Consider the following 26,618-nt stretch of genomic DNA (forward strand, 5'->3'; position numbering starts at 1 on the left):
AGGGGATGCGGACTACGACGTGCCATCGCCTATCGGCTCGCGCAGTGCGCTGCGGCCGTCACGCCAGGAGGCGAGCAGGTGCTCGCTCAACTGGCCCTCCAGGAAGCCGGTGGAGCGGATGCCGAACGCGATGTCGGAGGCGAGCGCGGGCTCGTCCTCGAGGAGACCGCCGATCACCTCGCGGCGGACGATCTGCTCGTGGACGGCATCGGCCTCCACGTGCTCGTCGTAGAAGAGCTGGGCAGCGGGGCCCGCGCCCGCCTTGCGCAGGGCCTGGGCGAGACGGCGGGACCCCGGTGGCGAGGTGATCTCGACGGCCGCGAAGTGCCCCACCAGGGCACCACGCAATCTGCGGTGCAGACCGAAGAGGGACATTTGGTTGACGGTCGCCAGAGCCTGCGCGGGGACCGCGTCGAGATAGCGGCCGTAGAGGGTGTCCAGGGCGAGGTCTGCCATCAGGTCGGCGTAGAGCTGGGCGTGGATGTTCTCCGCGCGCCCGCCGCCGAACTCGTCGAACTCGATGGCGACCATGGCGGCCTTGGCGCGACCGCGCAGCCGAGGCACGACCCACAGGTGCGGGTCGGCCTCCTTGAGGTGATAGATCGAACGCAGCGCGACGTACTCGCGCAGCTGCCAGAGTTCGCCGGACTTCTTGAGGTGGTGAGTCACGCTGTGCCCGTCGTCCCCGATGGGTTCGACGAGCAGTTCACCGACCGCTTCGTCCACGCTCGTCGCGGTGGGCGTGTCCGCACGCAGCGCGGTGAGGAAGCGGTCCTCGGCGGCGGCCCGGAACCTCAGCAGGTCGGGGTCCCATTCGCACAGTTCGTCGACGCCGTCGAAGCCGCGGTAGTGCAACTCGTAGAGAACATAGAGGCAGAGCTGGAGATCGTCGCCATACGGTTCGGCCTGAAGGACATCTGCCGGGCCGGGCAGCGTCCCGGTGTTTCCGCGCAGGGCACGCAGCACCGCGCGCGAGAGCTCACCGCGCGGCATCGGCAGGACCGGGGCCATGGCGCGAAGCTGTTCCGCGGCGGTCACGACCGCTCTCCTTGTCCGCGGGCGAGGGCGGCGTCGAGGTCCACACGGCTGTCAACGAGGACCACTCCGGCCGAACCCGCGACCCGCGGAGACCCCATTAGGCCGACGGTGTCCCGGCGCCGGCAGTCAGCGTTTGACGGCACGGATGACCACCAGTTCTTCCTCGTTTCCCTCGGAGCCCACCAGCCCGCGCTCACGCAACCAACCCAGCCGCCCCCGCATGACGGGGCCCAGCGGGACCTGTACGCGATCGCTCACACCGGCCCGCAGTCCGGCCTCCTTCAGACGCCGTACGGTCGCCTCGGGCCCGCTGACCCCGGAATGCACCAACAGCAGAACCCCGCCGGGGCGCAACGCGACGGGCGCGACGGCGCAGATCCGGTCCAGGAGGGCACGCCCGTCGAGACCGGCGTCCCAGGCGCGGGCGAGACCCACGCGGGGCAGGGCCGATCGGGGAGCCGGCACGTAGGGCGGGTTGCTGACGATGAGGTCGAAGGACCGTCCGGGCAGGGAGCCCAAGAGGTCGCCGCGGTGAACGGCGACATGCTGCCGTGCAAGCAGCGCGTTCAGGCGAGTGGTCAGGACAGCACGACGGGATATGTCGACAGCACTCACCCTGGCGCCGAGCCTGGCAGCGTGAGCCGCCAACACGCCGCTGCCCGAACACAGGTCGAGGACATCCAGACCGGACACGTTCTCCCGTCGGATTGCTTCGGCCAGCAAACGGGTGTCGGCCTGCGGCGCGTAGACACCCGGAAGTATCAGCACTCTGCCGAAACCCGGCCGCGCGTGCGGGGCGTGGACGGTTGTCACAGGGCCTCCGAGCTGGTCTTGGATGCTCATGAACCGTGGCACGCAGCAGCCGGTTCAGATCAAGACTCCCCCTCCCCCGGGAGGGCCACCACTCGGGAGCCGCCGCGCGCCCGGGCTGTGCCGCACGCGTGGCCGGCGGGCGCGGCTCCCCTCGGATACGCCTACCGCCTCAAGACGCCTCTGTGCGGGGCAGGCACCGCGAAGGCCTGCCCCGCGGGGGACTGCACCGGGCATTCCGTGCGGTCAGAGGCGGAAGATCCTGCGTGCGTTGCCGGACAGGAACAGTTCGGTGGCTTCCTCGTCCAGGCCCAGCTCGCCGAGGTGTTCCAGAGCCTGAGCGGGCGTGATCATGGGGTAGTTCGAGCCGAACAGCACCTTCCTACGACCCCGACCTCGCAAGTAGTCGGTCAACTCGGTCGGGTAGCGGCGAGACGTGTAGGCACTGGTGTCGATGTAGACGTTGGCGTGCTTGTCCGCCACCGCGATCATCTCCGTGGTCCACGGGTAACCGATGTGTCCGCACACGATGATCAGTTCAGGGAAATCGAGCGCGACCTGGTCGATGTAAGGGATGGGGCGGCCGGTCTCCGACGGCCGCAACGGGCCTGTGTGCCCGACCTGCGTACAGAAGGGGATGCTGAGGTCGACGCAGGCGGCGTACAGCGGGTAGTACAGGCGGTCCGTGGGCGGGAGCTGCCACAGCCAGGGCACCATCCGCAGGGCCACGAAGCCGAGCTCCTGCACCGCGCGGCGCAATTCCCGTACTGCCTCGACCGGTCGGGTGAGATCCGCGCCGGCCACCCCGCGCAGCCTCCCGTCGGCCTGAGCGACGAATGCAGCCACCTCATCGTTGCTGATCAGCGGCCCCTGCGGCCCGTACCAGGCCGCCGAAAGACCGATCTCCACGTCGGCGTCCGCCATCGCCGCCACCGTGGCCTTGACCGGCAACGGCTCGTCCAGCAGCCGACCCCCCGTCCAGCGGCGCAACGACTCGAACATCTCATGGTTGGAGTGACGGAGCGTGGGGTGTTGCATCCACGCATCGACGATCGACATCAGATCTCCTGCCTCTCCGCCGACGCTGCAGCCTCGCCGCCGCCCCAGCACCTAAGCAACCGCTTACCCGGAACCTAGATGCTACGTGTCATCGCTGCGGAAGAGGGCTCAAAGCGCCACCGCGCAGACGCCGGTGAGGAAGGTGAGGAAGGAGTAGGGCGCGACGCCCGTGCGCGCCCCAAGCCCCAGTGGGCGCTCATGACGATGAACTCGGGTGATCCTGTTTCACAGGCGCCCCTCCTGGTCACCCGATCCTGACAGCCTCCGGCGCGGAGGCTGCCGAGCATCCCAAGACAGAGAGGACGGCACTTCACCATGGCCACGAAAAGGGCACGGGACATCATGACCGGCGGCGCGCAGTGTGTTCAGGGGCACGACAGCGCCCTCGAAGCGGCGCGCAAGCTGACGGAACTTGAGGTGGGTGCGCTGCCCATCTGCGGCGAGAACAACCGGCTGGTCGGCGTTGTGACCGACCGGGACATCGTGGTGAAGGTCCTTGCGAAGGGGCTCGACCCCGCAGAAGTGGAGACGGGCACCCTGGCGCAGGGCGAAGCCGTCACGATCGGCGCAGACGACGACGCGGAACAAATCTTCACCACAATGACCCAGCACAAGGTCCGGCGCCTGCCCGTGATCGACGGCACTGCCCTCGTCGGCGTGGTCGCGCTCGCGGACGCCGCCCGAGCTCTCGACACCCCCGACGCGGGACGCCTCCTGGAGGCGCTGTCGACCGACTGAAACTCGCCCGCCCGCTGCAACGCGCCCACCGGCCGTAGTCCAACTCCCCCACCATTTCAAGGCCGTTGCCCGACGCGTTGGCTCCGTGAGGTGGGCCTCCTCAGGGCAGCGGGAGGAGGGGGGTGCGGGGCGTGCACGTCCAAGTGGCGCGGTGTGCGGGGTCGAGGGCGTCCAAGGTCAGGTTGATCACGTTGGGCGAGTACAGGGTGTCGAGGTGACCTGACCTGTCGGTGGGGCACACGTGTTGGAGCGTGATGTTGTCGACCGCTCCCGGGCGGTTGGCCGGGGAGCTGAGGAAGCCCGACGTGTAGGGGGTGACCATCTTGTCGTAGGTGGTGGCCACCACTGTGTAATCGACCCCGGGCATGGTGTCGCCGCCCGCGTTGAGCCGCTTCAAGAACGGTGACCCCACCATCTGTTGCCGCGATGAGGGGCCTACGACCACGTCGGTCGCCGGGGCCACCGCCTTGACCAGGACATCGAGGCCGTTCGCCGTCGTTCCGTGATTGTCCGGGGCGAGCCCGATCAACCGGTGCACCTTGTCGGCACCGCCCTCGAACTTCAGGTACTGGCGCGGCATGAGCCCGCCCAGCGAATGCCCGACGAGGTCCACTGTGCGGGCTCCGGTGGTGCGCAGCACGCGGCTGACATAGGTGGCCAATTCCCTGGCCGAGTCCTCGATCCGGCCGGTTCCCTTGGCTCCCAGGGCATTGAGCGGGCTGCCGTGGGCGCCGTAGTTGAGGGCGTAGACGCAGTAGCCCGCATCGGCGAGGGCGGGCGCCATCGCGTTCCAGCTGTTGTACGCGTTCATGGCCGTCCCGTGCACCAGCACCACGGGCCGGGGGTGGGCGCGCAGGTCCGCGCCGGTCGAGCAGGGGCGCTTGGGGTCACCCTGGGCACCGGGCGGACTGGAATTGGCGGTCGCGGGCGAGAGCAGGGTGGGCACCGTGGCCCCGAGCGCGGTGTCGTGGTGCGGCCGGGGTTCGTCAGGCGCGCTCGCCGCGGCGGGCGCGGGCGAGCAGGCGAGCGCAGCAAGGAAGCAGGCAGCGGCGGTCGTGGTGGCGAAACGCGAGCGCATGGGGGGACCTTTCCGGCAGGCGGAGGGGACCCAGGCAATCTGCAGGGGCGCACCCGGGCACCTCCACCAACAACGGCGTGACCGTTCCGGGGTAACGACGCATCACCCAGGCGCACCAGGTTCTGTGATTCCCGCAGGCAGTTCCTGTGGGCCAGGCGCACGTGCACGAGCTGGTTCGCGCATGGCGCAGGAGTGCGCCGGTTCAGTCCGTCGCGCCCCACTCGCCGCCCATACCAGCGCTATCCCACGCGCACGCGATGCGATCGGCCGGTCACGCCTTGCTGACATTGACGGGCCGGGACCACACTTCCGGGCCGCCGCCCTTCCAGTGGATGAACATGCAGGTCTCGACCAAGTAGGAGTCGGCCTCGTCCATCCCGGCGCTCCGCAGCAACGCAACGATGTCGGCGATGGTGTGCGCGAGCCCGAGGATCTGGCCGTCCACGCGGACGCGGCGGCCTCCGGTCATGGAGGGCGGGGATACGACGACGGGCAGCGGCTCGACCATGCCGCCAGCCTCACCCCTGACGGCCGCATCCGCATCCGCACGCAACCACAGGCCCTGTACGCCTGCCCCTCCCCCACAGCCCTGACGCCGACAACAAATCTTACGGAATCACGTCCGGTTTAGTGACATTTTTGCCGTCTATGCGCCGTATGACTGTTACATCTCCTATGGGGCGTCTTGATGTGAGATGCGTAACTTCGTAAGTGTCGCCGCACCGAAGCGGACATCCCCCACCGAAAACGACCCGAGAGGGCCCCACTCACCATGCGTACCCCCCGCACCCTGCGCACCACCGCCATCGCTCTCGTCGCCACCGCAGGCATCAGTCTGGGAGCCGCTTCTGGCGCCATGGCCGTCACCGCCCCCCAGACGGCCGGCCCCAGGCCCATCAGCGTCGAGTCCGTCGCGCATTCCAAGGCCAAAAAGGCCAAGACAGTCAAGCTCCGCGACGGCTCCACCGCCCGGGTCTACAAGCTCGGCAAGAACAAGGCCAAGGCCGTCATCTCCGGCCCCAAGGGCACCACGCTCATCGCCAACCGCAAGGCCGTCCACGTCAATCACAACGGCATGCACATCAAGCTCACCCCCAGCGGTTCCATCACCTCGTGGATGGACAAGGCCAAGCCCAAGCCGAACCCGCACAAGCGTGTCCTGGTCGCCACACCCAAGCTTGCCGACGGCACCACCGCGAAGGTCTACAAGCTGTCCACGAACCACTACCAGGCCGACGTCGCGGGCGCCGGTTCCCTGGACGCCAACGGACGCGCCGCCTACGGCCAGAACAACGGCATGCACATAGCGCTCCAGCCCGACGGCAAGCTCACCTCCTGGATGGAGAAGGCCGGACAGGACGAGCCCGCGCCCGCGCCGACCCCCGACGACGAGGTGCAGCCCGACCCCGAGCCCACCCCGGACGACGAGGTCCAGCCCGACCCGAAGCCCACCCCGGACACCGACACCGTCAAGCCCGCCCCGAAGCCGGACACCGCCAAGCCCGACGAGCAGCCGGCCCCCGCCACCGGCGCCGTATTCACACCGGCCGCCTGAGGCAAGAACCGGAGCCGAGGGCCCGCCGATGCCCCTACCGATGCAACGTCGGGCCCTGGCACTCGTCCTCGGCACGTTGCCGCCGTCGCCTTGCCGACGGCGGCAACGTTCGCTGAGCCCGCCGGCATGCAGAACCCGCGACCATCTCCGCAGTCACCGAAGGGCCCGTCCCCCGCCCCGCCACATCAACAGCGGGCCCGGTCTCGGCACTCGGTCGGCCCTGTCAGACGCGCGGCAGGCACGCACCCAGTGTCGGATGGCAGCAAGCGCGGCGGGTGCCCCTTCCTCTCCCCCCCAGGCGGGGGCCTCGCCGCGCGTCGACCATCCGTACGGCCCCGGAGATCCCTGACATGCGCCGCATAGCCTGCACTCTTGTCGCGTCCGCCGCTTTGACGCTCACCACGACCGCCACGGCGTTCGCCGGTGACGGAGTGACCGCCTCGGTCTCCCCGACCACTGCCGCCCCCGGGGCCAAGGTCGAGATCACGGTCTCCTGCCCCAAGTCGGACGAGGAGGCCATCAGCGCCAACAGTCAGGCCTTCTCCGGCGGCGCTGTCCAGCTGACCATGTACGGCGGCGGTGGCGCGAACCTCTACGGCGACCAGACCAACTACCGTGGCTCCGCCGTTCTGGCCGGTGCCTCCGGCTTCAACGGCCACGGCCCCAACGGAGTCGGCAAAAGGTCCTCCTGGGACATCGACGGAACCTGTCCCACGGGTGAGCAGTGGAACACCAGCATCACCGTCACCAACAAGGCGTGGCACGGCACCAGAGCCGGAGTGGGCGGCAGCAGCACCGAGGGGAACGCGGGCACCATCGCCATCGGCGCCGCGCTGGTAGCCGGAGTGGGTTACATCGCCTGGCGGCGTTCGAAGACCTCCACGCCCGCTGGCTAGATCGCCTGAAAGATCTCCTACTGCTCGCCGAGGACGCCGGGGGTGTCGTGCACGACGACACTCTGTTCCAGCGCGGCCCGTTGCATGCGGAAGCCGTTGGCCGGTGCGGCCTCGTCGCTGGCGCCGAAGGATATGCCGAACAGCAGCTTGAGGCCTTGGGAACGTCCAGGAACACGCGGACCGTGTCGGCGTAGAAGCCCAGCATGGTCTGCGGGATGCCTGGCGTACGCGTGCGACCGCGTCGCAGCCGGCGGCAGGGGATCGTTGTCTCGGCTTGTGGCGGAGGGCCCTTGATTGGGAGCATCGCCGCATGTTCGAGCTGCTCCCCGACGTCGGTCTCCGGCTGCCTGGCCGTGCCGGCACCCTAGGTTTCGGCATCGACGAACGCTCCGCCCAGTGGGCCGTCGCCACCGTCGCGGACGTTCGCGAGGGGTGGGTCTGTGGCGCACGGTGGGCCTTCAGTGCGCAGTACCAAGGCTTGACGCTCGAGGCTTACGGCGACACCACGGACCGCAGCGGCCGACACCAGGACACCCCTGGCCTGGCCCACATCAGTCTCACTCGCGACGCCCACACGCTCGCGGGCCCCTCTGCCTGCCCAGTGATCTTTGATGGCATCGACCTCTTCGGCTACCCGGCCACCGAGGTTTCGGACGCCCTCAGTGAGGGCTTGCCCACGACGCTCCGGCTCAGCGGCGACGGTCTCTACCTCGCCGCCGTATCCGTCCACGCACAACCCGTACCTGTCGAAGGCTGATCAGCACGGCGAGCCCGCTCGACGAGATCGCGCACTCCTCCACCGACCTCGCCTGAATCCGACCACCCGCCTGGCACCTGACGTGCAGGCATCGCGGCCCTCTGCTCGCGCGCAACCTCGTTGCGACCCTTGCGCCCGCCATGAAGACGGGTGATCTCGGCGCATCCCTCGTCGGTGACGCGCCGCATGCCCTTGCGTACGGCCATCAGCCACCTCCTGCATGTGAAGGCCCGGCCTCTCACGAGAGAGACCGGGACGATTCAACGGGAGGCGGTCAGTAAGGTCAGTACTTGCCGTTCGACAAAACCTCGCCGCTCTTGTCGTAAACGGTCACCAGACCGTTCTCCGAGTCGTAGCAAGAGCCGAACGCGCTCGCAATGAGCTTCCCGTCAGACGCGTGCGGCCCCATGATCCCGCCGGTGAAGTCGGTGAACACTTCGGCCGCGTCGAGTACGTCATTGTTCTTGTCCGCGCCGGAGACCTTGGTGACGTGTTTGGCAGCTGCTTTCTCGCTCGTGCTGCCGCCCTTGGCGACGCACGCCTTGAACTGGTCTGCCTGGCTTCCCTTGTTTTCGGCGGGCGGGTCCTTCTTCGCATCGCCGGACTTGGGCTTGTCGTTGGTCGTGGCGGCTTTGTCGCTGCCGGCCCCGTCCGTGGAGTCGCCTCCGACGGCGGCGCCGATGGCAGCGATCACGACGATGAGAGCGACGACGCCGAGGCAACCGAAGCCAAGGATCTTCCCGGTCTTGGACTTCTTCGGGGGTTGGGGCTGGGACGTCTGCTGAGGCTGCGTTCCCCATCCAGGCGGTTGCTGCGGTTCACTCATGGTTCCCCCCTGGGACTCTGCGATGAGGGGAGCATCATGTGCCGGACGTGCCGTCGGCGGAGGCGGTACGGCGGGCTATGACACGAATAGGTGGAGCCAAGAAGCGCCGGTGTTCTGGAATCGAGCCCGTGTTTGGCTGACCTCCTGGCGGGGCGTATCCCGTGCCCGAGTCGGACGTTCCGTGGAACGGCGGGCACGCGCACTCGGGTACGTCGGCAGCACTCCCCCACACCCCTCGTGCGGCGCCCCCAGTTCATCCTGTCCGGCGCCGACGCTCAGCCCCGCACGTGCAGCCCGAACCCCGTGCGGCCCGCGGGCTCCAGCCCCTCCTTCAGGTGCAGCGAAGGGATCTCGTAGTCACCGAAGTTCTGCTGCCGGAACGCGAGCGGCTCGGTCGACTCCAGGGTGAGCAGGCGCTGTTCCCAGGCTTTGGCGACGTCCGGGTACTCCTCGTCGGTCAGCCGGTCGGTGCCGTAGAGGACGAACGGCGGGAGTACCTCGATGCCGGGGTAGTAAAGGATGCCGTGGTGGATCGGGAACAGCAGGTCGTCGATAGGGCCATTGATCCCGCGGGCGGCGTAATGCGACTCCGGGCCGCCGGCGGTCACCGACAGCAGGGCCCTGCGGCCCGCGAGGGTTCCCTCGCCGAAGCGCTCGCCGTACTTGGTGTCGCTGTGCTCACCGACGCCGTACGCGAAGTGGAAGGTGAACACCCGGTCCACCCAGCCCTTGAGAATCGCGGGCATCGAGTACCACCACAGCGGGAACTGGAAGATGATCGTGTCGGCCCACAGCAGCTTTTCCTGCTCGCTGCGGACGTCCGGGGTGAGCGCCCCGGCGTCGAAGGCCCGGCCCGAATCCCGCGCGACCTGCAGCGGACTTGAGGCATGCGGGCCATAGTCCGCGGCGTCCACGACCGCCTTCCAGTTCATCGCGTACAGATCGCTCACCCGCACCTGATGCCCGGCGTTCTCCAAGGTGGACACCGCGAGGTCCTTCAGCGAGCTGTTGAGCGACTTCGGCTCCGGGTGGGCGTAGACGATCAGCGTCTTCATGAGAACTCCTTCGGATCGGATGCCTTCGATTCTGGGCACCGGGGCGTCCGGTGTTCAGGGGCGCCGCTTCCGTCGGACGGGTCTTCCTGGTACCGGCAGTACCACCTTCGCGGGGCCCGCCGCGGCCATACTGGACGGCATGGACGATCTCGCGAGCTTCCTGCGGACCCGGCGTTCCCGGGTCGACCCGAAGGCCGTCGGCATCCCCACCGGCAGCCGCCGCCGGGTCGAAGGGCTGCGCCGCGAAGAGGTCGCGCACCTGTCCGGAGTTAGCGTCGATTACTACGTACGCCTGGAGCAGGGACGCGCGACCCAGCCCTCCGAGCAGGTCCTCGACGCGCTCGCCCGCGTCCTGGGCCTGGATGAGACCGAACGAGAGCATCTCTCCCGGCTCGCCCGGCAGCGCCGCCGGCGCGCGAAGGCGCCAGGTGGGCGGGTCCGGCCGGAGGTTCTGCGCATCCTCGACCTGGTCACCGACGCCCCCGCGCTGATCATGGACCATCGTCTTGACGTGCTCGCCGGCAACCGCCTCGCGGGGCTCCTCTTCGGCCGACCGCTGCCGGGCCTGAACACCGCCCGGCACATTTTCCTCGAGGAGGCCGAACGCGGCCTGTACGCGGAGTGGGAGAGCTGCACCCTCGACGTGGTCGGACACCTGCGCCTGGCCGCCGGCAAGTACCCCGATGACCCCCGCCTGGCCTCGCTCATCGGCGAACTGGCGATGGGCAGCGAGCGTTTCCGTCGCCTCTGGGCCCGTGCGGACGTGCGCGCCCGCACACATGGTCGCAAGGTGTACCGGCACCCGCTGGTCGGACTGCTCGAGTTGCACCAGGAGAACTTCGCCCTGCCCGACGCATCAGGCATGGAGCTACTGGTCTTGACCGCGGCTGCCGGCAGTCCCGCCGCGGACGGGCTGCGCCTGCTGGCGGGCCTAGCCGGCCCAGGCGCGGACAGCAGTGACGTACTTCCTACGGCGAACGCGCAGATCCGCGAGTGACGCAGATGTCAGGCGGATACCGGGCGGGCGGGATGCTCGGCGTCGAGGATGAACGCCATGGTGTCATTCACCGGCGGCAGGCCGAGGACCGCGCGGGCGGCGGCCTCGCCGAAGACCGGTGCGTTCTTGAAGCCCTTGCCGGAGAACCCGGCACAGACGAAGACCGAGGGCATGGCCGGGTGTTCGCGCATGAACTCGATGCGTGAATGCGTATAGGCCTCGAAGTACGCCTGGGCACGCATCGGGTAGTCCTCCAGCGTCGGGAAGAGGTCGCGCGCGACCGCGCGGATGGGCTCGAGGTCCTCGTCGGCGATCCGCAGGGGCGCGGTGTCCGGGGACTCGACGGGCAAGTGGTCGCGGAAGCCGACGCCGAGCTTCATGGCCAGGCCGTCGGCGGTCGGCAGCCCGTAGGAGTAGTGGGGTTCGGTGCGCAGGTAGGGGAGCATGCCGTCGAGTGTGCTGCCGGCCTTGGGCAGGTACCACGAGGAGATGAGGCGCCGCGTCGCGAGGTAGGGGGCCATGTCCGGGAGGAGGGTGGCGGTCCATGCGCCTGCCGCGACGACGACCCGGTCGTAGCGTTGCGTGCCGTTGCCCGTCACGATGTCGACCTGGCTGCCGACTTGGGTGATGGCAGTGACGCGGCATTCGCGCAGGATGCGTGCGCCGCGTGCGAGGGCCGCGTCCGCGGCGGTACGTACGGTGCGTTCGGGAAAGATGATCCCGGCGCCCTTGTCGAGGATGGCGATCTCGTCCTCGTGCAGCCGGTAGTGCGGGAACCGGTGCTGTGTTTCCTCCCGAGTGAGTACCTCGGCGCGGCTGCCGAGCAGGGCGGCGCTCTCGAGCGCGGTCTGCGTTGCGGGGCTGGCGGTGCTGCCGATGGCGAGGGCGCCGGTCAAGTTGCGCAGCGTGCGCCCGGATTCCTCTTCGAGCTCGCGCCATATGAGGTCCGAGCGCCCGGTGACGGGCAGGTACCCGAGATGTTCTACGTCGATGTGGCGGAACAGCCTGGTTTCGCCCCCGGCGGCTCCACGTGAGTGTCCGGGGCTGAAGAGTTCGTAGCCGGTCACATCGGCGCCGAGCTTGGCGAGCTGCCAGAGCGTCTGCGCTCCGATGGTTCCCGTTCCGATGACTGCGATGCGAGGAGTGGGCATGTGGATCACCTCTCGATTCCGGCGTACAGGCTGCGGTGGATGGGCCTGCGACACGCGAACAGGGTCAGGCCCGCAGCCACTGCTCCGAGCGCGAGCGTCAGGAAGTAGGTGTTGTTCGAGACGGCGGTGAAGTACTGGCCCAGCAGGCCCGAGAGAGAGGAACCCAGCGCCAGGGTGAGGAAGTTGATGGCGACCATCTGCGCGGTGAAGGCCTTCGGCGCGATCTGTGTGGCCAGGGAGAGGCCGATGGGCCCGACGAAGATCTCGGAGCTGCCCATGATGAACATGAACACGATGATGTACGCGAACGGAATCGTGGTGCCGTCGTACAGCGCCGAGATCACCATGATGAACGCGAAGCCCAGGCCTATCTGCAACAGGCCGATGGCGAATTTGGTGCCGGCCTTCGGCTGACGTGCTCCCATTTTCTTCCAGATGGCGGCGCCGACCGGAAGCATGGCCACGCCGGACGCGGACGAGATCATGGTGATCCAGCCGACGGGGAACGACCAGTCACCGATGTCGAGGTCCACGCGGCTCTTGACCAGCAGCGAGATCGCGGTGAACTTCGCGAAGAGCAGCCCGAAGTACAGGGATGCGCTGAGGAACAGCGGGATGTAGGAACTCACGCGGCGGCGTTCGAAGGCATCCACATTCGTTGAGCGCAGGATGAGCGTGAAATAGACGGCGGCGGTGAGGAGGGTCCCCACCGTGACGATCATGGAGAGTCGCTCGGCCTTGAGGAGGCCGGACAGGGCCGCCAGCGTGATGACCACGATCGAGACGGCAGCGATGCAGAGGGCTTTGCGCAGTGCTGTGGTGGGCAGCGGGTTGACGACCTGGCGGGCACGAGGCGGCAGGGCCGGTGCCGAACGGACGTACTGGACGAGGGCGATGACCATGCCGACCGCGGCGAGCCCGAACCCGACGTGGAATCCCCACTGGTTCTGAGCGAGGCCCGTGGTCAGCGGGCCGAGGACGGCTCCCGTGTTGATCGCCATGTAGAAGTAGGAAAAGCCGGCGTCCTTCTTGGCGGCGCTCTCGCTCGCGAGGATGAAGCCCACGATGGAGGTGATGTTGGTCTTCAGCGCGCCCGTGCCGGCGACGATCAGGACAAGACCTGTGCCGAGCCCGAGCAGCCCCGGCGTGACGGCGAGCACGATGTGGCCCAGGGCGATGACGATGCCGCCACCGAAGACGAGCGCATGGGGGCTGACCAGCCGCTCGCCGGCCCAGGCGCCCAGCAGTTGGGCGAGATAGACGGCGCCGCCGTAGGCGCCCGTGATGCCGACCGCCGCGGCGGCGGGGAGGGCGAGCCCTCCCTCGCTCAACGCATCGAGGAGGTAGAAGGCGAGGATGCTCTGCAGGCCGTAGAAGGAGAAGCGTTCCCAGAGTTCCGCGAACGCCATTCCTCCGACACCTCGGAGTTCGGATTGCGCGTTGTGGGCACGCTGCGGGGACGTAACAGACAAAACGACTCCCAAGGTGTCTCAGAAGGTGAGCGCGGGCTGTTGCCGAGTGCTACGTCGCCAGGGCGCGCGGGTGCGCCGGCGTGCCGGACGGGAGGTCGTCCGTCCGGCGTGGCGTTGCGTGCTGGTCAGTAAGTGGGGGGCGCCATGGCCCACATGACCTTGGCGGGGTGGCTGCCCGTACGTTCGCTGACCTTGTGGGGGTGACCACTGTTGTAGCTCACCGAATCGAGCGGGCCCAGGATGTGGGTGGTGGTGCCGACCTGTAATTCGACCTGGCCTTCCAGCACCACCAGGAGCTCTTCGGAAGCGCCGTGGGTGTACTGGTCCGTGCCGGTGTCGCCGCCGGGCTCGAAGGTGCCGAGGAGCACTTCGAGGTGATCGAAGTGCGTCGGGGTCAGCTTGACCTTCGATGCCTTGTTGCCGAACTGCCTGCTGGTGGCGTCCGCGAAGCGCAGAACCGGCCGTGTCGGCGTACTGCTGGACGCGAAGAGATCACCGACGTTGAGCTTCAGCACACCGCAAATCTTCTGCAAGGTGCTGACGCTCCCGTTGGCGCGCCCGCGCTCGAGCTGCGAAAGGTAGCCGACCGTGATGCCGGTGGCTTCGGAAACCTGCTGCAGCGTCAGCTGGAGAGCTTTCCGACGACGCCGGAGGCGGTCCCCGAGCGTGACATCGGACTCTTCGGTCTCGGACATGCGAGGGACGCTACACGAGACTTTGAGATCTGTCTCAAAAAATTTTACTCCGAGTGCGCTCCACTATGACTGGCGTTGCGTCGGATCCATTCCGCCATGGGATTCGGCAGGTCAACTGACGTAGCGTTGCTGCCTGTTCGTCGCCCGTGGCGGGCCTGTCAGGCGCGATCAGCGATTCCCGCTCATGACGACGCGCTCGGCGAAGCCGCCGCGCTCCTTCGCCTTGGCCTCACGGATCTTCTCCAGCTGCTCCTGGGTGACCCCCAGATCCGCGGCAAGGGCGTACACAACCTCCAGCACGTCCGCGAGTTCCTCCGGCGCTTGGGCGTCGTCGGCGCCCAAGAACTCGGCAACCTCCTCGCCGAGCTTCTCTCGCAGCCGGGCCCGGTACTCCTCCGCGTCCGCGGTATGGATAACGGGCTCCGCACCGGCTTCGCGGATGATCTGCGGAATCCGGTCCCGCACCAATTTGCTGTGCTCCCTGTAGCGCTCCACTGCTTGCCCCTCTCGTGTCGTCAGGCGCCGCCCCAGGCCGGGGCGTTGGTCCCCCACAGGCCCGGCGGGCGTACCCAGTTCGTCGGGCCCCCCTCGTACGAGAGGGGCGGCAGCGCGTGCCGCAGTCGGCCCATGGGGCTGTCGGTCTCGGTCAGCCAGCGCTCGGCGTCGAAAATCTCAACCTCCCCCGGAGCGGGAGCCAGGTCGTGGACCAACCAGTGCACGGTCTGCGTCAAAGCCAGGCGGATCAGCCGGGTGCCGCCCGTTCGGTGCTGCTCGGTGAGCGCGCGCAGGACCCCGGCCGCGAGCAGATAGCCGGTGCCGTGGTCGAGCGCCTGGGCGGGCAGCACACCCGGCGAGTCCGGCGAGCCCTCCAACGCGGCGATGCCGGTAGCCACCTGGACCAGGCTGTCGAAGCCGCGCCGCTCGTGCCACGGCCCGTAACGGCCCCACGCGGAGAGTTGGGCGATCACGAGACCCGGACGACGCTCGGCGAGCGCCTCGGGCGTCAGGCCGAACCGTTCCAGCGCGCCCGGCCGGTAGCCGGTGACCACCACGTCCGCCGTGTGGAGCAGGTCGCCGAAGACGTTGCGGTCGGTGGCCTGTGCCAGGTCCAGTGTGGTCGAGCGTTTCCCCATCCCTGTGTCGTTGTGGGCTTCCTGGCTTTCCGGCAGGTGCGGGGCGTCGATCCGCAGTACGTCGGCGCCGAGCAACGCCAGCGTTCGGGTGGCGACCGGTCCGGCCAGCACCCGGGTCAGGTCCAGGACGCGCAGCCCCGCGCACGGCAGTGCGGCATTACCGAGCATCCGCTCGGGGGCTTCATCGATGCGCGTCGTCGTCAGCAGCGGCTGGCCCGCGACCATGACCCCCTGCTCACTCTGAGCCCAGTCCTGAGGGCCGCGCGCCGCGACGGCCAAACCGCCCCTCGCGTACACCTTCTCCTCCACCTCGAGCGCGGTAAGGCCCGCGATCGTCCGGGCCACCGTGTCCACTGCCTCTTCGCCGATGTCCCCCGGCGCCCCGAGAGCGTCGAGCAATCGGGCCCGGTGGTGCGGGTAGTTGGCGTGCGTACGAACCCATCCGTCGGCCGCCCGCCAGAAGCGGGACAGCGGCGAGAAGGTCGACCACGCCTTGCCGTCGACCCGCACCAACCGGTCGCTGAGGAACGCCGTCGCGACCGCCTCGTCGTCGACCCGCACCCGTGGCACGGGCCGTCCCGTACGCAGGGAAGCAAGCTCGGCAGCCGCGATCGAGCAGACCGCCACCGTGGCCCGAGCCAGCTCCATGACGGGCAGCCGCGCCGGCAGCCCTCCGGACGCACCGCCGTAGGACACGCGCTCGAGCAGCGCGGCATCGGCACCCAGTGCCGCCCAAGCCTGCGAAGTCCCAGCCATGATCGGAGAATTCATACCCGCACTGTGGCACTGAGGGCCATCTGCGGGAAGAGCGTCGCCATCGGGCACCCGGCAGGCGGCGTGTTGTCAGTGCGCCTGTCAGGATGCGGCCATGGAGGCATCGAAGGTCGTTGAAGCGTTGTGGGACCGCATGCAGGCGCGGGACTGGGAGGGGCTACGTGGATTGCTGGCCGATGACGTCGTAGTCGAGTGGCCCGTGAGTGGAGAACGGATCGTGGGCCGCGACAACTTCATACGCATCAACGCGGAGTATCCGGAGGGGTGGTCGATCCACGTCCTTCGGATCGTGACGGACGGCGAGAGTGTGGTCTCTGAGGTGGAGGTCCCGCACGACACCATGGGGGTCCACCGCGTGGCGTCGTTCTGGACCGTTCACGACGGCCACATCGTGGCTGGGCGAGAGTACTGGACCGAGCTGGCTACGGACCCCTCGCCGGAATGGCGGGCTGCGTACGTGCAGCGCATGTAGGTCGGTTGATCAGCCCTAGGCCTCGGCTGCTCAGAGATCGCCCGGCAACACTCCGGCACACCTCTCCATAAGGGGCCGTGGACAGTGAAGTGGCCGGTGAACACGGTGTGTTCGGTCGGGTGATGGTCCCGGCAGTCTGGCCGGTTCGTACACTGACCAGCGTGGAGCACCATACGGCTACCAGGATCGCTGCACCTCCGGCGCCCGCCCTGCGGCGGTACGTCGGCTCGTATATCGGTTTCGACCTGCGCGGGTTCCCGGCAGGGGTGCACTGTGGTCCGCCGGGACGCATGCTCACTGCGGTGATCAGCCTGTCCGACCCGTTGGAGGTGGCGGCGGGCGTCGACGACGGCTCACCGCTCACCCGATTCGACAGCCTGGCCGGCGGCCTGATGTGCCGCTCCGTCGCGATCCACCACGACGGACGCCAGCACGGCGTGCAGGTGTCCCTGACGCCACTGGGAGCTCGGGCCATCTACGGCATGCCCGCCGCCGCGCTCACCCATCAACTGATCCCACTCGAGGAGCTCCTTGGAGCACTTGGCCTCGAGCTGGTCGACCGGCTTCGGGCCGCGCAAACATGGGCCGCGCGGTTCGCCCTGCTGGATGAGTTGTTCCTGCGCGCCGTGGCCCGCGGCGCAGGCGGCGACGGCGTGCCCCGGGTGCGCCCCGAGGTGGCCGAGGGATGGCGCCGTCTCGTCGCCGCGCGGGGCCGCCTCCCGGTGGGAGCCGTCGCCGCAGAACTGGGCTGGAGCCGCCGCTACCTCACCGACCGCTTTCGCGGTGAGGTGGGCCTGTCGCCCAAGACCTTCGCCCGCGTTCTGCGCTTCGAGCACGCCCACGAACTGGCGACGGCGCGCGACCCGCTTCCCTGGGCCGAGCTGGCGAGCGTCTGCGGCTACGCCGACCAGGCCCATCTCGTCCGGGACTGGCGCGAGTTCACCGGCCGAACGCCGACAGCCTGGCGTCGCGGTGAACTCCTCCTCGGCACCGGATAGTCGCCAAGGGTTTCGCTCCAGCGGCCCGTCGCGCCCACTTTCCGTTCCGTTCCCTTTTCTTCAAGACCACTCGATCACCGTCCTGTGACGATGGCCGGCATGAGACTCCTCAACCACGAACACAACGCCATCGACCTGCGCAGCACCCCCGTGCACCTGGGACTGGGATCGCGAGCGAAACCCATCGAAGGCTTCGCCTGGGACCCGCAGATACTCCAGGCATACAGCGCCGCGGTCGCAGCCGACGGCGCCGAGGGCCGGATCGTGACGATCTTCGACGGCGAAGGCCGCGGTGACGACTGGGAGCGCCACCCCGTCGGCGACGAACTCATCGTCTGCCTCAGCGGATCGGTCACCGTCACCCGCGACGTGAACGGCGGGCCCGAGCGCGTTGAGCTCGGCCCGGGCGAGGCCACCGTCAACCCGGCCGGAACATGGCACGCGGTCGACATGACGGGACCGTCGTCCATCCTGACCATCACCGCTGGTCTCGGCACCGACCACCGTCCCCGGACCGACGCCCGCCCCACCGAGCACGCCGGCACGCCCGGCACACAAGCCCTGTGACAACCCGCGTCGCCTGCCTCGGCGACAGTCTCACCCGCGCGCAGCTCAGCGTCGACTACCTCGGCCTTCTCGAGCGCCGACGCCCTCCCGGCGACGTACGACTCACCCGCTTCGGCGCCAACGGCGACTTCACCTACAACCTCTTGCAGCGCCTCGATGCCGTCATCGCGGACCCGCCCGACGTGATCACTGTGTTGATCGGGACCAACGACGCCCGAGCGAGCCTCGCCGGCTACCCCGTCGAGCAGGCCATGAAGCGAAAGCATCTCCCCGAGCGCCCGTCGGCCGGCTGGTTCCAGCAGTGCCTGGGAGCCGTCGTCGAAAGGCTGCGAACGGAGACCGACGCGACGATCGGTCTGCTGTCGCTCCCGGTCCTGGGACAGCAGCTCGACGGAGCGGCGGCGCTGGCGTCACAGACGTACAGCCGGATGATCGCTGAGGTTGCCGCCGCCCACAAGGTGACCTGTCTCCCGCTCCACGAACGCCAGATGGAGGAACTACGCCAAGCAGGCCCGCCGCCGATCCCGTACCGGGAGCCGACGCTCGCAGCGGGCGTCGGCGCCCTCGTCCGGCACGCCGTGCTGCGCCGCAGCCTCGACGCGATCTCGCGGCGCCGAGGTCTCGTGCTCACGGCCGACCACATCCACCAGAACAGCCGCGGCGCCGCCCTGGTCGCCGAGGTCATCGACACCTGGCTGGCGTCCCAGGGCGCGAAGCCGGCTCACGCACCTGAGGACATGGGAAGGTGAAGGGGTGGAGACCGTCGGTCAGCCGTTCGCCAGCGCTTGCACGCGGTCCAGGCCCCCGTTGAACCGGTCGTGGTCGCCGACCGTGGGTCCCTTGGACGTGTACTGCCAGATGGTCTGGTACTTCCAGCCGCCGGGCAGGGCTCCGACAGACGAACCGTAGCGCGGCACCCACAGCGGATTGGTCTTGCCGAAGCCGGTGTAGTTGCCGGTGCAGTTCTTCCACCAGTTGGTCGAGGTGTAAATGACGACGTCCCGGCCGGTCCTGGCCTTGTAGGTCCTGAAGAAGTCCCTGACCCAGTTGACCATGGCCTGCTTGCTCAGTCCGTAACAGGTGGCGCCGTAGGGGTTGTACTCCATGTCCAGCGCACCGGGAAGTGTCTTGCCGTCCTTGGACCAGCCACCGCCGTGAGCGAGGAAGAAGCGGGCCTGGGTCGCGCCACTGGAGGTGTTGGGCAGGGCGAAGTGGTAGGCACCCCGGATCATGCCGACGTTGTATGCCCCGTTGTACTGCTGGGTGAAGTACGGGTTCTTGTAACTCTTGGACTCCGTGGCCTTGATGTAGGCGAATCTCACCCCGGACTTGCGCAGCGTGGACCATGCGACTTTGCGCTGATGACTGCTGACGTCCACGCCCTCGGTTCCCGCGGCGGCGGTGAGTCCCACGCCGCTCCTGGTCGTTGCCTCATGCTTGAGGATCTGGGAGCCGGCGTAATCATCGTCGGGGTGCGTGGGCTCGGGAGCTGCAGGTGCGGCATCTGCCGTGCCGGACAGGACCAGGGCAAGAGCGCAGACGCCGCCACCCACGGCGGTGAGGGCAGTCGACATCCGGCGAGGTGTACGGGCGGGCACAGACACAGACACAGACATGAGACTCCTCCTCTAGGGCATTTCAGCCTGCATGGAGACGGGGGCCATCCAGCGCTGGGCGCGCGGAGAATGCACTCTTATCACCTGAAATGCCCTACGCGTGGCGCATTGCTCCTCGGTTTCAGCGACGGTTGTCTGCGCACCGCTGCCCGGCTGGTGGGTGTTCCCACTCGGCGGGCTCCGCCCGGTCACGTCTACTTTGGAAGAGGTCGTAAAAGCATCAAGACGGGATCTGGGCTATGCCACATGCTGTGATGTTCGAGGACGACGACCCGTTCCTGGTACGGCTGCGCACGGTGGCGCTGGCGTTCCCGGACGCGGAGGAACAGATCGCCCATGGCCGGCCGGGCTTTCGGGCCGGCAAATACTTCGCCTGGTACGGCGGTTCGACCAAGGGCTCCGCTGACGACCGTATCCGCTACGACCGGGCTCTGATCGTCTTGCCGGACGACGCGGACCGTGCAGCCCTCGCCGGGGACAAGCGTTTCTTCGTCCCCGCCTACCTCGCTCCGTCCGGCTGGATCGGCATCGACCTCGCAGCCGGCGGCACCACGGCCGCCCAGGAGGTGGACTGGCAGGAGGTGGCCGAACTCCTCGACACCTCCTACCGTCAGGTGGCCGGCGTCCGGCGGGTGGCGCGCCTTGATGCGGAAGGCGGCCCGGCGGGCCCGCAAAAGTGACCTCCGCCAGTCCTGGCCGAAGCCGCCGGACCCGCGTCGCTCTCGCGGGTCCGGCGGCCGGCTCAGGGTGTAGCTGTTTCTTCCCCGTCGCTCCTCACTCGTAGGGAATGACCACCACGGTGTCCGCGGCACCTGTCTTCAGCTTCGCCGTGCCGTTGCCGATGGCGTTCCAGACCTCCAGGCGGACGCTGCCGCCTTTCAGTTCGCCGAGGCTGCCGGTGGCGGACTTCAGGCCCTTGGCCTGGGTGTATTCCTCCCAGCCGGTGACCGGGTCACTCGCGAAGTACTGGTACGTCTCCACGCGGTCGTAGGTCCCGTCGCCCGTCAGGTCGTAGGAGACGCGGGCCTGCTGGCCGAGGGCGACGGTCGTTCCCGCGTCGACCTGGAGTCGGAAACTGGTCGAACTGCCTGACTTCACCTTGCCGTTGACGTTCTTGATGACGTAGGTGAGGGGCTGGTTCGGGCTGCCGTCGTGGTTCGCGCCGCCGGCGGAGGCGATGGTGTCGGAGCCGGTGGTGGTGGAGGTGGAGGTCGTCAGGGCGCCGCCGGTGGTGAGGCGGAAGGTGTTGCCGGTGGGCGGGTCGGTGGGCTCCTCCGGTTCCTCGGGGGCGGTGCCGTTGCCGGTGGCCGTGGAGCGGGCCGGGACGTTCAGCTTGCCTCCGTCGGAGAAGGTGACGGTGACGACCGAGGAGGTGTAGTTGTGGGCGGCGTACGTACGGGTGGTGCCCTTGGTGAAGACGGCGGAGGTGGGGATGGAGCCGGTCACCGAGGGGGTGGGGGCGCCCAGGGCGTCCAGGGTGGTGAGCCAGTGGTAGGTGTGGGCCTTGGACTCGCCGGCCTCGGGGGTGTAGGAGCCGTTGCCCGCGTCCCACTTGGACTTTGCGGCGGCGGGGTCGGCGAGGGACTGGAATTCCCAGAGGATGTCCCGCCATTCGACGGCCGGTCCCCCGTTCTCGCGTTCCATCTCGGCGAGGTTGCGTTTGATGGCGGCCGGGTGGGCGGCCAGGTGGAGGGAGGAGCCGGAGGTGATGGGCAGGGCGTTGATGCCGTGGATCTCCTCGGGGTTCGCGGTCCACCAGGTGGAGTAGGCGCCGCCGCTGCCCCAGACCATGCCGACCGTGTCGTGGCCGAAGCCGGAGGGGAAGACCTGCTCGTCGGCGTCGAACCAGTACTGGGCGATCGCTTCGGACTCGGTGGTCAGAAGGTGCGAGCCGAGGTCCCGGAGTGAGGCGTCGCCGGTGGCCGAGCCCCACAGGACGAGCGCGGCGCTGAGCTGAGTGGACTCGGAGGAAGACTCCTGGTTGTTGCCGGCGGCGAAGCCCTGGTGGCCGGAGGCCCAGCTGTGGCCGGCGTAGACGTCAAAGCCACGCAGGAAGGGGTAGGCGGAGTCGGTGCGTGAGGGGTTGGCGGTGTCGCGGATCAGCGTCTTCACCATGCCGCCCCAGGCGGAGTCGGCGGCCCAGGCCTGGTCGTACTGGGCGACGATGGCGGCGGCGTAGATGTAGTAGCCGTAGTGGAAGTGATGGTCGTTCAGTTCGGCGTCGCTGCCGTACGAGGCCGGGTAGCCGATCAGCGTCCGCCAGTCCTTGTCGTAGCTGAACTCGTGTCCGCCGCCTGCCGTGAACCAGGCCTGCAGTTTGCCCTTGAGCAGGCCGATCAGTTTGTCACGGGTGCCGGTCTGGCCTATCTGGTCGGCGACGGGGACCAGTTGGGCGAGACGCCCCAGGGCCTTGCCCGTCCAGTACGTGTCGGTGGCGCCGTTGAACGGGTCGGAGGCGTTTGCGACATCGTTGAGGTAGCCGGTGAGGCGGGCCTTGTCCACGGCGGAGACGGACGGCAGCGTCGGCAGGACCGGGGACGCTTTCTGGGTGGTGGTGAAGGAGGTGCCCTCGCGGACCTTCATCGTGCCGCGCGGGGAGACGTAGGTGAGGTTGGTCAGCGCGGAGTCGGTGGCCTGCCATTGGTGGCGGTAGAGCGCCTGGAGGGTGCCGGTCTCGGTGCCCTCCTTCGGGGTGGTCTCCAGGGCGTAGGTGGCCTTGGTCTGGCCGGATGCCGTCGAGGACCAGGAGACCTTCGAGCCGGTGACGAAGGAGTACGCGTACTTCTTGTACGTGGCGAGGTCGCCGGTCGACGGGAGGACGGCGACGGAGAAGTAGTTTTTCGCCGAGGTCAGGGGCGCGGTGAGGGTGGAGCCGGAGAGGGACCAGTCGGTGCCGGAGGGAGCGAAGAGCGCGTAGTGGTGGCCGCCGACGGTGATGCCGATGACGTTGCCCTGGTCGGAGAAGACGGTGGGCGCGTTGGCGGTGGTGACGCGGGCGTCGCCGCCGGAGCCGGTCGCGTAGACGAAGGGCAGGCCGTGGCCGATGGTGGTGCGCAGGGTGCGGGTGCCGTCGGACCAGTAGGGGGTGACGGTCCAGTCGGACCACGAATCGGCTTTGGTATCGGGCGAGTTGAGGCCGGTCAGCCCGAGGGTGAGGTCCCTCTTGTGGGCGTACTCGTACTGGCGGCCGTCGCCGACGATCGCGGCCGAGGTCGGGTAGCCGACGTCGAGGCCGCCCGAGGCTGCCTGGTAGGTGAGGGGGTGGCCGTACATCGGGGTGGAGTACGGGTTGTCCGGGTAGCGCTGGAAGGCGAGAGAGGACCACCAGTCGTTGGTGGGTACGGGCTTGTCCTTCGCGGCGGCGGTGACCTTGGGGGTGACGGCGCCGCCGACGTTGTTGGTGGGGCCGACGGTGCCTGCGGGGCGGGTGTCGGAGTAACTGCCGGCGCCGACGGGGATGGTGGCGGCGGAGGCGGGCGCGGCGGCGAGGGCAATCAGGCCGGTGGCGGCGAGCGCGGCCGAGGCGAGGCCGGCGACGGTGCGTCTGAGGGGTGGCCACACGCGGGACGTGCGGCGGTTGGTGGGCATGGGAGGCAGCTCCTCGAAGTCTTGACCGGACGGTCTGCTGAGAGCGCTCTCAGGCGCGGTGAACGTAGGACTCCCGAAGGGAGGGTGTCAATATCCGTGACAGAAATAGGAGTTGGCGATCACGGGGTGAAGCGGTGAGTTCATGAGATGACGGCAAGTAGGTGCGGCCTCCAGGTTTCCGGAAGGCCACGGCCTGCTGCGGCCCTGTACGGCCTGCCGCGACCCTTACGCCCGGCCCGTCCGGCCCGTCTTGCCCAATCAGCAGGTGCTCACGCGTCGCGTGTCGGCGCGCAACGCCTCGAGCACCGATCACGCTTGCGAGATGAGCACGAACGGCGGCATCGACGGGCGGCGGGTCCTCGCCGGCGCGCAACTCAGGCGCGCACAACGGGGTCGTATCGCGGGCTCGCATCGCGTCGCGGGAGCCCCCGTCGGGCCATCCCCGCACGGGCGCCGTACGGGTCGCACCGTCCGGTCATTCTTGGGATGCTGGTTCAACTGCCCTACCTGAAGGCGGAGTTGAAACCATCGAACCGCGCGCGGAGCGCCGTGCGCGGTAGGTAAGCAGTCGCACCTTCGGCCGGAGGAGACATCGTGGACCGCACCGGCGAGCACCCCTCGACACCGAGTCACGGCAGCAACATCAGCACCGGAGAGCAGGACGACGGCGCTCAAGGGCTCGCCCTGCCCCACGCCCGAGCGGCCGAGAGGCGCCGTGACGTCGCACGCATCTTCCGAGACATCGATACGTTCGACCCGGACAAGTTCGTCGCCCACCTCACCAAGGATGTGGTGTTCCGCTTCGCCAACAGCCCTGAACTGATCGGCCGCCCGGCGGTACGGCAAGGGGTCGCCGACTTCTTCGCCACCATCGCGGGGCTGTCGCACCGTCTGCTGCGCAGCTGGGAAATGGGCGACATCGTCATCGTCCAGACCGAGGTCACCTACACCCGGACCGACGGCAAGCAGGTCACGGTACCCAATGCCGACATCCTCACCTTCCGCGGCGACAAGGCGCGGCAGTGGCGCATCTACATCGACCTCGCGCCGGTGTACGCCGACTGACCGATCGCCCCCCGACCGAGTGTGGTTCCTCAGCCCCCGCACAGCGCCCTCGTGATGTCAGGCGGCGCGCTTCACGTGACGGACCAGCCACATCAGCAGGGCGTCCAGGTCGGCAGCGGCCGAGAGGACCCGGTCGACCGCCTCGGGGGTGTGCAGCCACGCCTCGCCCCCCAGGTGGCGGGCGGCGATCAGAGAGCGGTGGCGCAGCAGGTCCGTACGGGGATGGTCTGTCGGGTAGCCCCGCGGAGGGCGTTTCATCACGTCCCCGGAGATGTCGTACCCCCTCGTGCGCACGTCCTCGACGAGGGTGGACAGTTCGCGCCCGCTCCCCTCGGCGGCCACCGCCTTGCGGAACATGTCCACCTGTCCGGGATCGGGGTACCACCAGGCGCCCTGGATCCGCAGGCCGTCCAGGGAGAACTGAAGGCCGATCTCGATCTTGCGGCCGAGCCGGATCACCGCGCTCTGGTGCTGCCACCACCAGGAGTCGGTGCGGTAGTGCCAGACGGAGAAGTCCTCGTACCGGGGGTCGGTGTCCGCGACAGCGTTGAGCAGGGCGATCATCGGCTGCCGGACCAGGCGTTCACGATCCGCACGGTAGCGCTCGCGAATCGCTTGGGACGGCTCGCCCTGGAGCTGGACCAAGACGTCCATGGCTTGCTCCGGCCAGCCGGTGAACTGCTCACGCATGCGCGCAGGATAGCCCGCAGGGAGGGCGGAGGGGTGGGGTCCGGTGCTCAGTGGCGGTACGCGGCTGTCGCCGTCTCGACGAACGATCGGATCAACGGGTTGGCGTCGCCTTTGTTCCACACCGCGACCACGCGGCTCGGTGCCATGTCGATCAGCGGCACCACGGCCAACTCCGCGGGCAGGTCGTGCCCGAGCGGGGCCAGGCCGATCGTGCCGCTCCACAGCACGGCCTGTAGGCACTCTTGGACGGCGCGCACGATGGGGCCCTCGCGCGGCCTGCCGCCGTTCCAGTACGACTGCCAGATCGGGTCGGTGCCCTGCGGAAACTGGAACCAGCGGCGCTCGCTCAGCTCGGCAAGCCGCAGCCGGTCGCGGCGGGCCAGCGGATCGTCGGCGCGCAGGACTGCGCCCACCGGATCACTTCGCAACGCACGCACCGTCAGGGCAGACTCGTCGAACGGTGCTCGCGTCAGGGCGATGTCGACCAGACCGGCGCGCAGCCCACACGTCGGATCGGTCAGATCGGTGTCCCGGATGTGGATGTCGACGCCGGGATGGGCTCGGCGGTATGCAGCGGCCAGCCTGACCACTCCCGGGTCCGTGCCGTCGCCCAGGATGCCGACGGTGAGGCTCGCCACGCCGGCCGCCGCGCTGACGCGTACCCGGACGCGGTCGGCGTGGTCGAGCAGAGCGCGCGCCTCGTCGAGCAGCACCGCGCCCACCGCAGTGAGCGTGACGCCGGTGGGTGAGCGGGCGAAGAGCAAGGCCCCGATCTCGGCCTCCAATTGCTTGATCGCCCGGCTCAGTGGCGGCTGACTCATGTGCAGGCGGGTGGCGGCCCGACCGAAGTGGAGTTCCTCGGCGACGGCAATGAAGTAGCGCAGGGTTCGTAGCTCCACGCTGCAACGATACCCATCAGGTATCGGCTTTGCGGGACAGGTCTTGGACACCGACAGGGCCCTGGCGGTGGACTCGTGAGCATGACCGAAGAAGCGAAGCACCGTAAGTCGCAGGCCGCCCCCGCCGTATCGGTGGTGGGTCCAGGCGACGGCGAGACGATCGTTCTGGGCCCCACGCGTATGCGCGTCCTGGAGGACGGCAGCCACACAGGGCACCGCCTCGCGATAGCCGAGTCCGTCCTCGCTCCGCACACCCAGGGACCGCCCCAGCACCGCCACGCCCAACACGACGAGGGCTTCTACATCCTCTCCGGCACCGTGCGATTCACCGTCGGGGACCAGGAGTACGACGCCACCACAGGCACGCTCGTCATGGTTCCGCCCGGTACCCCCCACACCTTCGCCAATCAGACGGACCAGCCCGCCGTCATGCTCAGCACCTTCACCCCCGACATGTACGTGCAGTACTTCCGGGACCTTCAGGACGTGCTCACCGACGGCCGGCCGCTGACACCACAGGCCAACAGCGACGCGATGCACCGATACGCGACCGAGCCTGCCGTGGACTTCACCTGAGGTCGACGGGGGGGACGGCCAAGTCGCGCTCCTTGCAGCAGCGAGGCCCTGGCGTCCAGACAACTCCCGAACGTCGACGTACTCGACAGGTCCCCGTGAACCGGTCACCCATG

28 protein-coding genes are annotated in these 26,618 nt (G+C 68.6%); 12 read left to right on the forward strand and 16 right to left on the reverse strand.

Going from position 1 to position 26,618, the window contains the following annotated elements:
• Positions 1-12: 12 nt before the first annotated feature.
• The 3 genes from AB0M70_RS31745 to AB0M70_RS31755 form a co-directional block, all read right to left on the reverse strand.
• Positions 13-1,011: an iron-containing redox enzyme family protein gene (locus AB0M70_RS31745; protein WP_365825802.1), complete on the reverse strand. Its 999-nt coding sequence runs from the start codon at positions 1,009-1,011 to the stop codon at positions 13-15.
• Between the two features lie 153 nt (positions 1,012-1,164).
• A complete protein-coding gene (locus AB0M70_RS31750; protein ID WP_365825369.1) occupies positions 1,165-1,881 on the reverse strand; it encodes a HemK2/MTQ2 family protein methyltransferase in 717 nt (238 codons plus the stop codon).
• A gap of 213 nt (positions 1,882-2,094) precedes the next feature.
• Positions 2,095-2,907, reverse strand: a complete 813-nt coding sequence (locus tag AB0M70_RS31755) for an amidohydrolase family protein (protein WP_365825371.1) — start codon at positions 2,905-2,907, stop codon at positions 2,095-2,097.
• A gap of 342 nt (positions 2,908-3,249) precedes the next feature.
• Here AB0M70_RS31755 and AB0M70_RS31760 point away from each other — a divergent pair, with 342 nt between their 5' ends.
• Complete coding sequence (locus AB0M70_RS31760) at positions 3,250-3,645, forward strand: CBS domain-containing protein (protein ID WP_365825373.1); 396 nt, start codon at positions 3,250-3,252, stop codon at positions 3,643-3,645.
• A gap of 100 nt (positions 3,646-3,745) precedes the next feature.
• On the opposite strand, the gene AB0M70_RS31765 is transcribed toward AB0M70_RS31760, so the two are convergent.
• Both AB0M70_RS31765 and AB0M70_RS31770 read right to left on the reverse strand, forming a co-directional pair.
• A complete protein-coding gene (locus AB0M70_RS31765) occupies positions 3,746-4,723 on the reverse strand; it encodes an alpha/beta fold hydrolase (RefSeq protein ID WP_365825375.1) in 978 nt (325 codons plus the stop codon).
• Positions 4,724-4,994: 271 nt separating this feature from the next.
• The gene (locus tag AB0M70_RS31770; protein ID WP_365825377.1) at positions 4,995-5,231 is read right to left on the reverse strand and encodes a hypothetical protein; all 237 of its coding nucleotides are present in this window, start codon (positions 5,229-5,231) and stop codon (positions 4,995-4,997) included.
• A gap of 264 nt (positions 5,232-5,495) precedes the next feature.
• On the opposite strand from AB0M70_RS31770, the gene AB0M70_RS31775 reads away from it, so the two are divergent.
• From AB0M70_RS31775 to AB0M70_RS31785, 3 genes are all read left to right on the forward strand, one after another.
• Positions 5,496-6,278, forward strand: coding sequence for a hypothetical protein (locus AB0M70_RS31775; RefSeq protein WP_365825379.1), 783 nt, complete (start codon positions 5,496-5,498; stop codon positions 6,276-6,278).
• Positions 6,279-6,628: 350 nt separating this feature from the next.
• Positions 6,629-7,174, forward strand: a complete 546-nt coding sequence (locus tag AB0M70_RS31780) for a hypothetical protein (RefSeq protein ID WP_365825381.1) — start codon at positions 6,629-6,631, stop codon at positions 7,172-7,174.
• A 310-nt stretch (positions 7,175-7,484) separates the two neighbouring features.
• Positions 7,485-7,931 carry a hypothetical protein gene (locus AB0M70_RS31785; protein WP_365825383.1) on the forward strand — a complete coding sequence of 149 codons (447 nt, stop codon included), beginning with the start codon at positions 7,485-7,487 and terminating at the stop codon, positions 7,929-7,931.
• Between the two features lie 283 nt (positions 7,932-8,214).
• Here the strand turns inward: AB0M70_RS31785 and AB0M70_RS31790 are convergent, their stop codons facing one another.
• Positions 8,215-8,757 (reverse strand): hypothetical protein, encoded by a 543-nt coding sequence (locus tag AB0M70_RS31790; protein WP_365825386.1) that lies wholly within the window; start codon positions 8,755-8,757, stop codon positions 8,215-8,217.
• A gap of 275 nt (positions 8,758-9,032) precedes the next feature.
• Positions 9,033-9,812 carry an NAD(P)H-dependent oxidoreductase gene (locus tag AB0M70_RS31795; protein WP_365825388.1) on the reverse strand — a complete coding sequence of 260 codons (780 nt, stop codon included), beginning with the start codon at positions 9,810-9,812 and terminating at the stop codon, positions 9,033-9,035.
• A gap of 139 nt (positions 9,813-9,951) precedes the next feature.
• Here AB0M70_RS31795 and AB0M70_RS31800 point away from each other — a divergent pair, with 139 nt between their 5' ends.
• Entirely contained in the window at positions 9,952-10,809 is an 858-nt protein-coding gene (locus tag AB0M70_RS31800; protein ID WP_365825390.1) for a helix-turn-helix transcriptional regulator, read from the forward strand.
• A gap of 8 nt (positions 10,810-10,817) precedes the next feature.
• On the opposite strand, the gene AB0M70_RS31805 is transcribed toward AB0M70_RS31800, so the two are convergent.
• The 5 genes from AB0M70_RS31805 to AB0M70_RS31825 form a co-directional block, all read right to left on the reverse strand.
• Entirely contained in the window at positions 10,818-11,960 is a 1,143-nt protein-coding gene (locus AB0M70_RS31805; RefSeq protein ID WP_365825392.1) for an FAD-dependent oxidoreductase, read from the reverse strand.
• Positions 11,961-11,965: 5 nt separating this feature from the next.
• Positions 11,966-13,369 (reverse strand): oligopeptide:H+ symporter, encoded by a 1,404-nt coding sequence (locus AB0M70_RS31810; protein ID WP_365825394.1) that lies wholly within the window; start codon positions 13,367-13,369, stop codon positions 11,966-11,968.
• Positions 13,370-13,557: 188 nt separating this feature from the next.
• Entirely contained in the window at positions 13,558-14,127 is a 570-nt protein-coding gene (locus tag AB0M70_RS31815) for a cupin domain-containing protein (protein WP_365825396.1), read from the reverse strand.
• A 168-nt stretch (positions 14,128-14,295) separates the two neighbouring features.
• Positions 14,296-14,622 carry a nucleoside triphosphate pyrophosphohydrolase gene (locus AB0M70_RS31820; RefSeq protein ID WP_365825398.1) on the reverse strand — a complete coding sequence of 109 codons (327 nt, stop codon included), beginning with the start codon at positions 14,620-14,622 and terminating at the stop codon, positions 14,296-14,298.
• Between the two features lie 20 nt (positions 14,623-14,642).
• Positions 14,643-16,016: a CoA transferase gene (locus AB0M70_RS31825; RefSeq protein WP_365825400.1), complete on the reverse strand. Its 1,374-nt coding sequence runs from the start codon at positions 16,014-16,016 to the stop codon at positions 14,643-14,645.
• Positions 16,017-16,128: 112 nt separating this feature from the next.
• On the opposite strand from AB0M70_RS31825, the gene AB0M70_RS31830 reads away from it, so the two are divergent.
• The 4 genes from AB0M70_RS31830 (at position 16,129) to AB0M70_RS31845 (ending at position 18,820) form a co-directional block, all read left to right on the forward strand.
• Complete coding sequence (locus AB0M70_RS31830; protein WP_365825402.1) at positions 16,129-16,506, forward strand: nuclear transport factor 2 family protein; 378 nt, start codon at positions 16,129-16,131, stop codon at positions 16,504-16,506.
• A gap of 161 nt (positions 16,507-16,667) precedes the next feature.
• Positions 16,668-17,504 carry a helix-turn-helix domain-containing protein gene (locus AB0M70_RS31835; RefSeq protein ID WP_365825404.1) on the forward strand — a complete coding sequence of 279 codons (837 nt, stop codon included), beginning with the start codon at positions 16,668-16,670 and terminating at the stop codon, positions 17,502-17,504.
• A 99-nt stretch (positions 17,505-17,603) separates the two neighbouring features.
• Positions 17,604-18,071 carry a cupin domain-containing protein gene (locus tag AB0M70_RS31840; protein ID WP_365825406.1) on the forward strand — a complete coding sequence of 156 codons (468 nt, stop codon included), beginning with the start codon at positions 17,604-17,606 and terminating at the stop codon, positions 18,069-18,071.
• Positions 18,068-18,820 (forward strand): GDSL-type esterase/lipase family protein, encoded by a 753-nt coding sequence (locus AB0M70_RS31845; RefSeq protein ID WP_365825408.1) that lies wholly within the window; start codon positions 18,068-18,070, stop codon positions 18,818-18,820. The genes AB0M70_RS31840 and AB0M70_RS31845 overlap by 4 nt, the downstream gene beginning before the upstream one ends.
• A gap of 18 nt (positions 18,821-18,838) precedes the next feature.
• Here the strand turns inward: AB0M70_RS31845 and AB0M70_RS31850 are convergent, their stop codons facing one another.
• On the reverse strand, positions 18,839-19,645 hold the full coding sequence (locus tag AB0M70_RS31850; protein WP_365825410.1) for a lysozyme: 807 nt from the start codon (positions 19,643-19,645) through the stop codon (positions 18,839-18,841).
• 296 nt (positions 19,646-19,941) lie between these two features.
• Between AB0M70_RS31850 and AB0M70_RS31855 the strand changes: the two genes are divergently transcribed.
• Positions 19,942-20,367 (forward strand): MmcQ/YjbR family DNA-binding protein, encoded by a 426-nt coding sequence (locus AB0M70_RS31855; protein ID WP_365825412.1) that lies wholly within the window; start codon positions 19,942-19,944, stop codon positions 20,365-20,367.
• A 94-nt stretch (positions 20,368-20,461) separates the two neighbouring features.
• Here the strand turns inward: AB0M70_RS31855 and AB0M70_RS31860 are convergent, their stop codons facing one another.
• Positions 20,462-23,275: a glycosyl hydrolase gene (locus AB0M70_RS31860; protein ID WP_365825414.1), complete on the reverse strand. Its 2,814-nt coding sequence runs from the start codon at positions 23,273-23,275 to the stop codon at positions 20,462-20,464.
• A 594-nt stretch (positions 23,276-23,869) separates the two neighbouring features.
• Here AB0M70_RS31860 and AB0M70_RS31865 point away from each other — a divergent pair.
• Positions 23,870-24,340 (forward strand): nuclear transport factor 2 family protein, encoded by a 471-nt coding sequence (locus AB0M70_RS31865; RefSeq protein WP_365825416.1) that lies wholly within the window; start codon positions 23,870-23,872, stop codon positions 24,338-24,340.
• 57 nt (positions 24,341-24,397) lie between these two features.
• On the opposite strand, the gene AB0M70_RS31870 is transcribed toward AB0M70_RS31865, so the two are convergent.
• Both AB0M70_RS31870 and AB0M70_RS31875 read right to left on the reverse strand, forming a co-directional pair.
• Complete coding sequence (locus tag AB0M70_RS31870) at positions 24,398-25,030, reverse strand: DUF2461 family protein (protein ID WP_365825418.1); 633 nt, start codon at positions 25,028-25,030, stop codon at positions 24,398-24,400.
• Positions 25,031-25,077: 47 nt separating this feature from the next.
• Positions 25,078-25,929, reverse strand: a complete 852-nt coding sequence (locus tag AB0M70_RS31875; RefSeq protein WP_365825420.1) for a LysR substrate-binding domain-containing protein — start codon at positions 25,927-25,929, stop codon at positions 25,078-25,080.
• An 81-nt stretch (positions 25,930-26,010) separates the two neighbouring features.
• Here AB0M70_RS31875 and AB0M70_RS31880 point away from each other — a divergent pair, with 81 nt between their 5' ends.
• Positions 26,011-26,505, forward strand: coding sequence for a cupin domain-containing protein (locus tag AB0M70_RS31880; RefSeq protein ID WP_365825422.1), 495 nt, complete (start codon positions 26,011-26,013; stop codon positions 26,503-26,505).
• Positions 26,506-26,618: the final 113 nt, after the last annotated feature.

It is taken from the genome of Streptomyces sp. NPDC051214 (genome assembly GCF_040682375.1).
Lineage (GTDB): Bacteria > Actinomycetota > Actinomycetes > Streptomycetales > Streptomycetaceae > Streptomyces.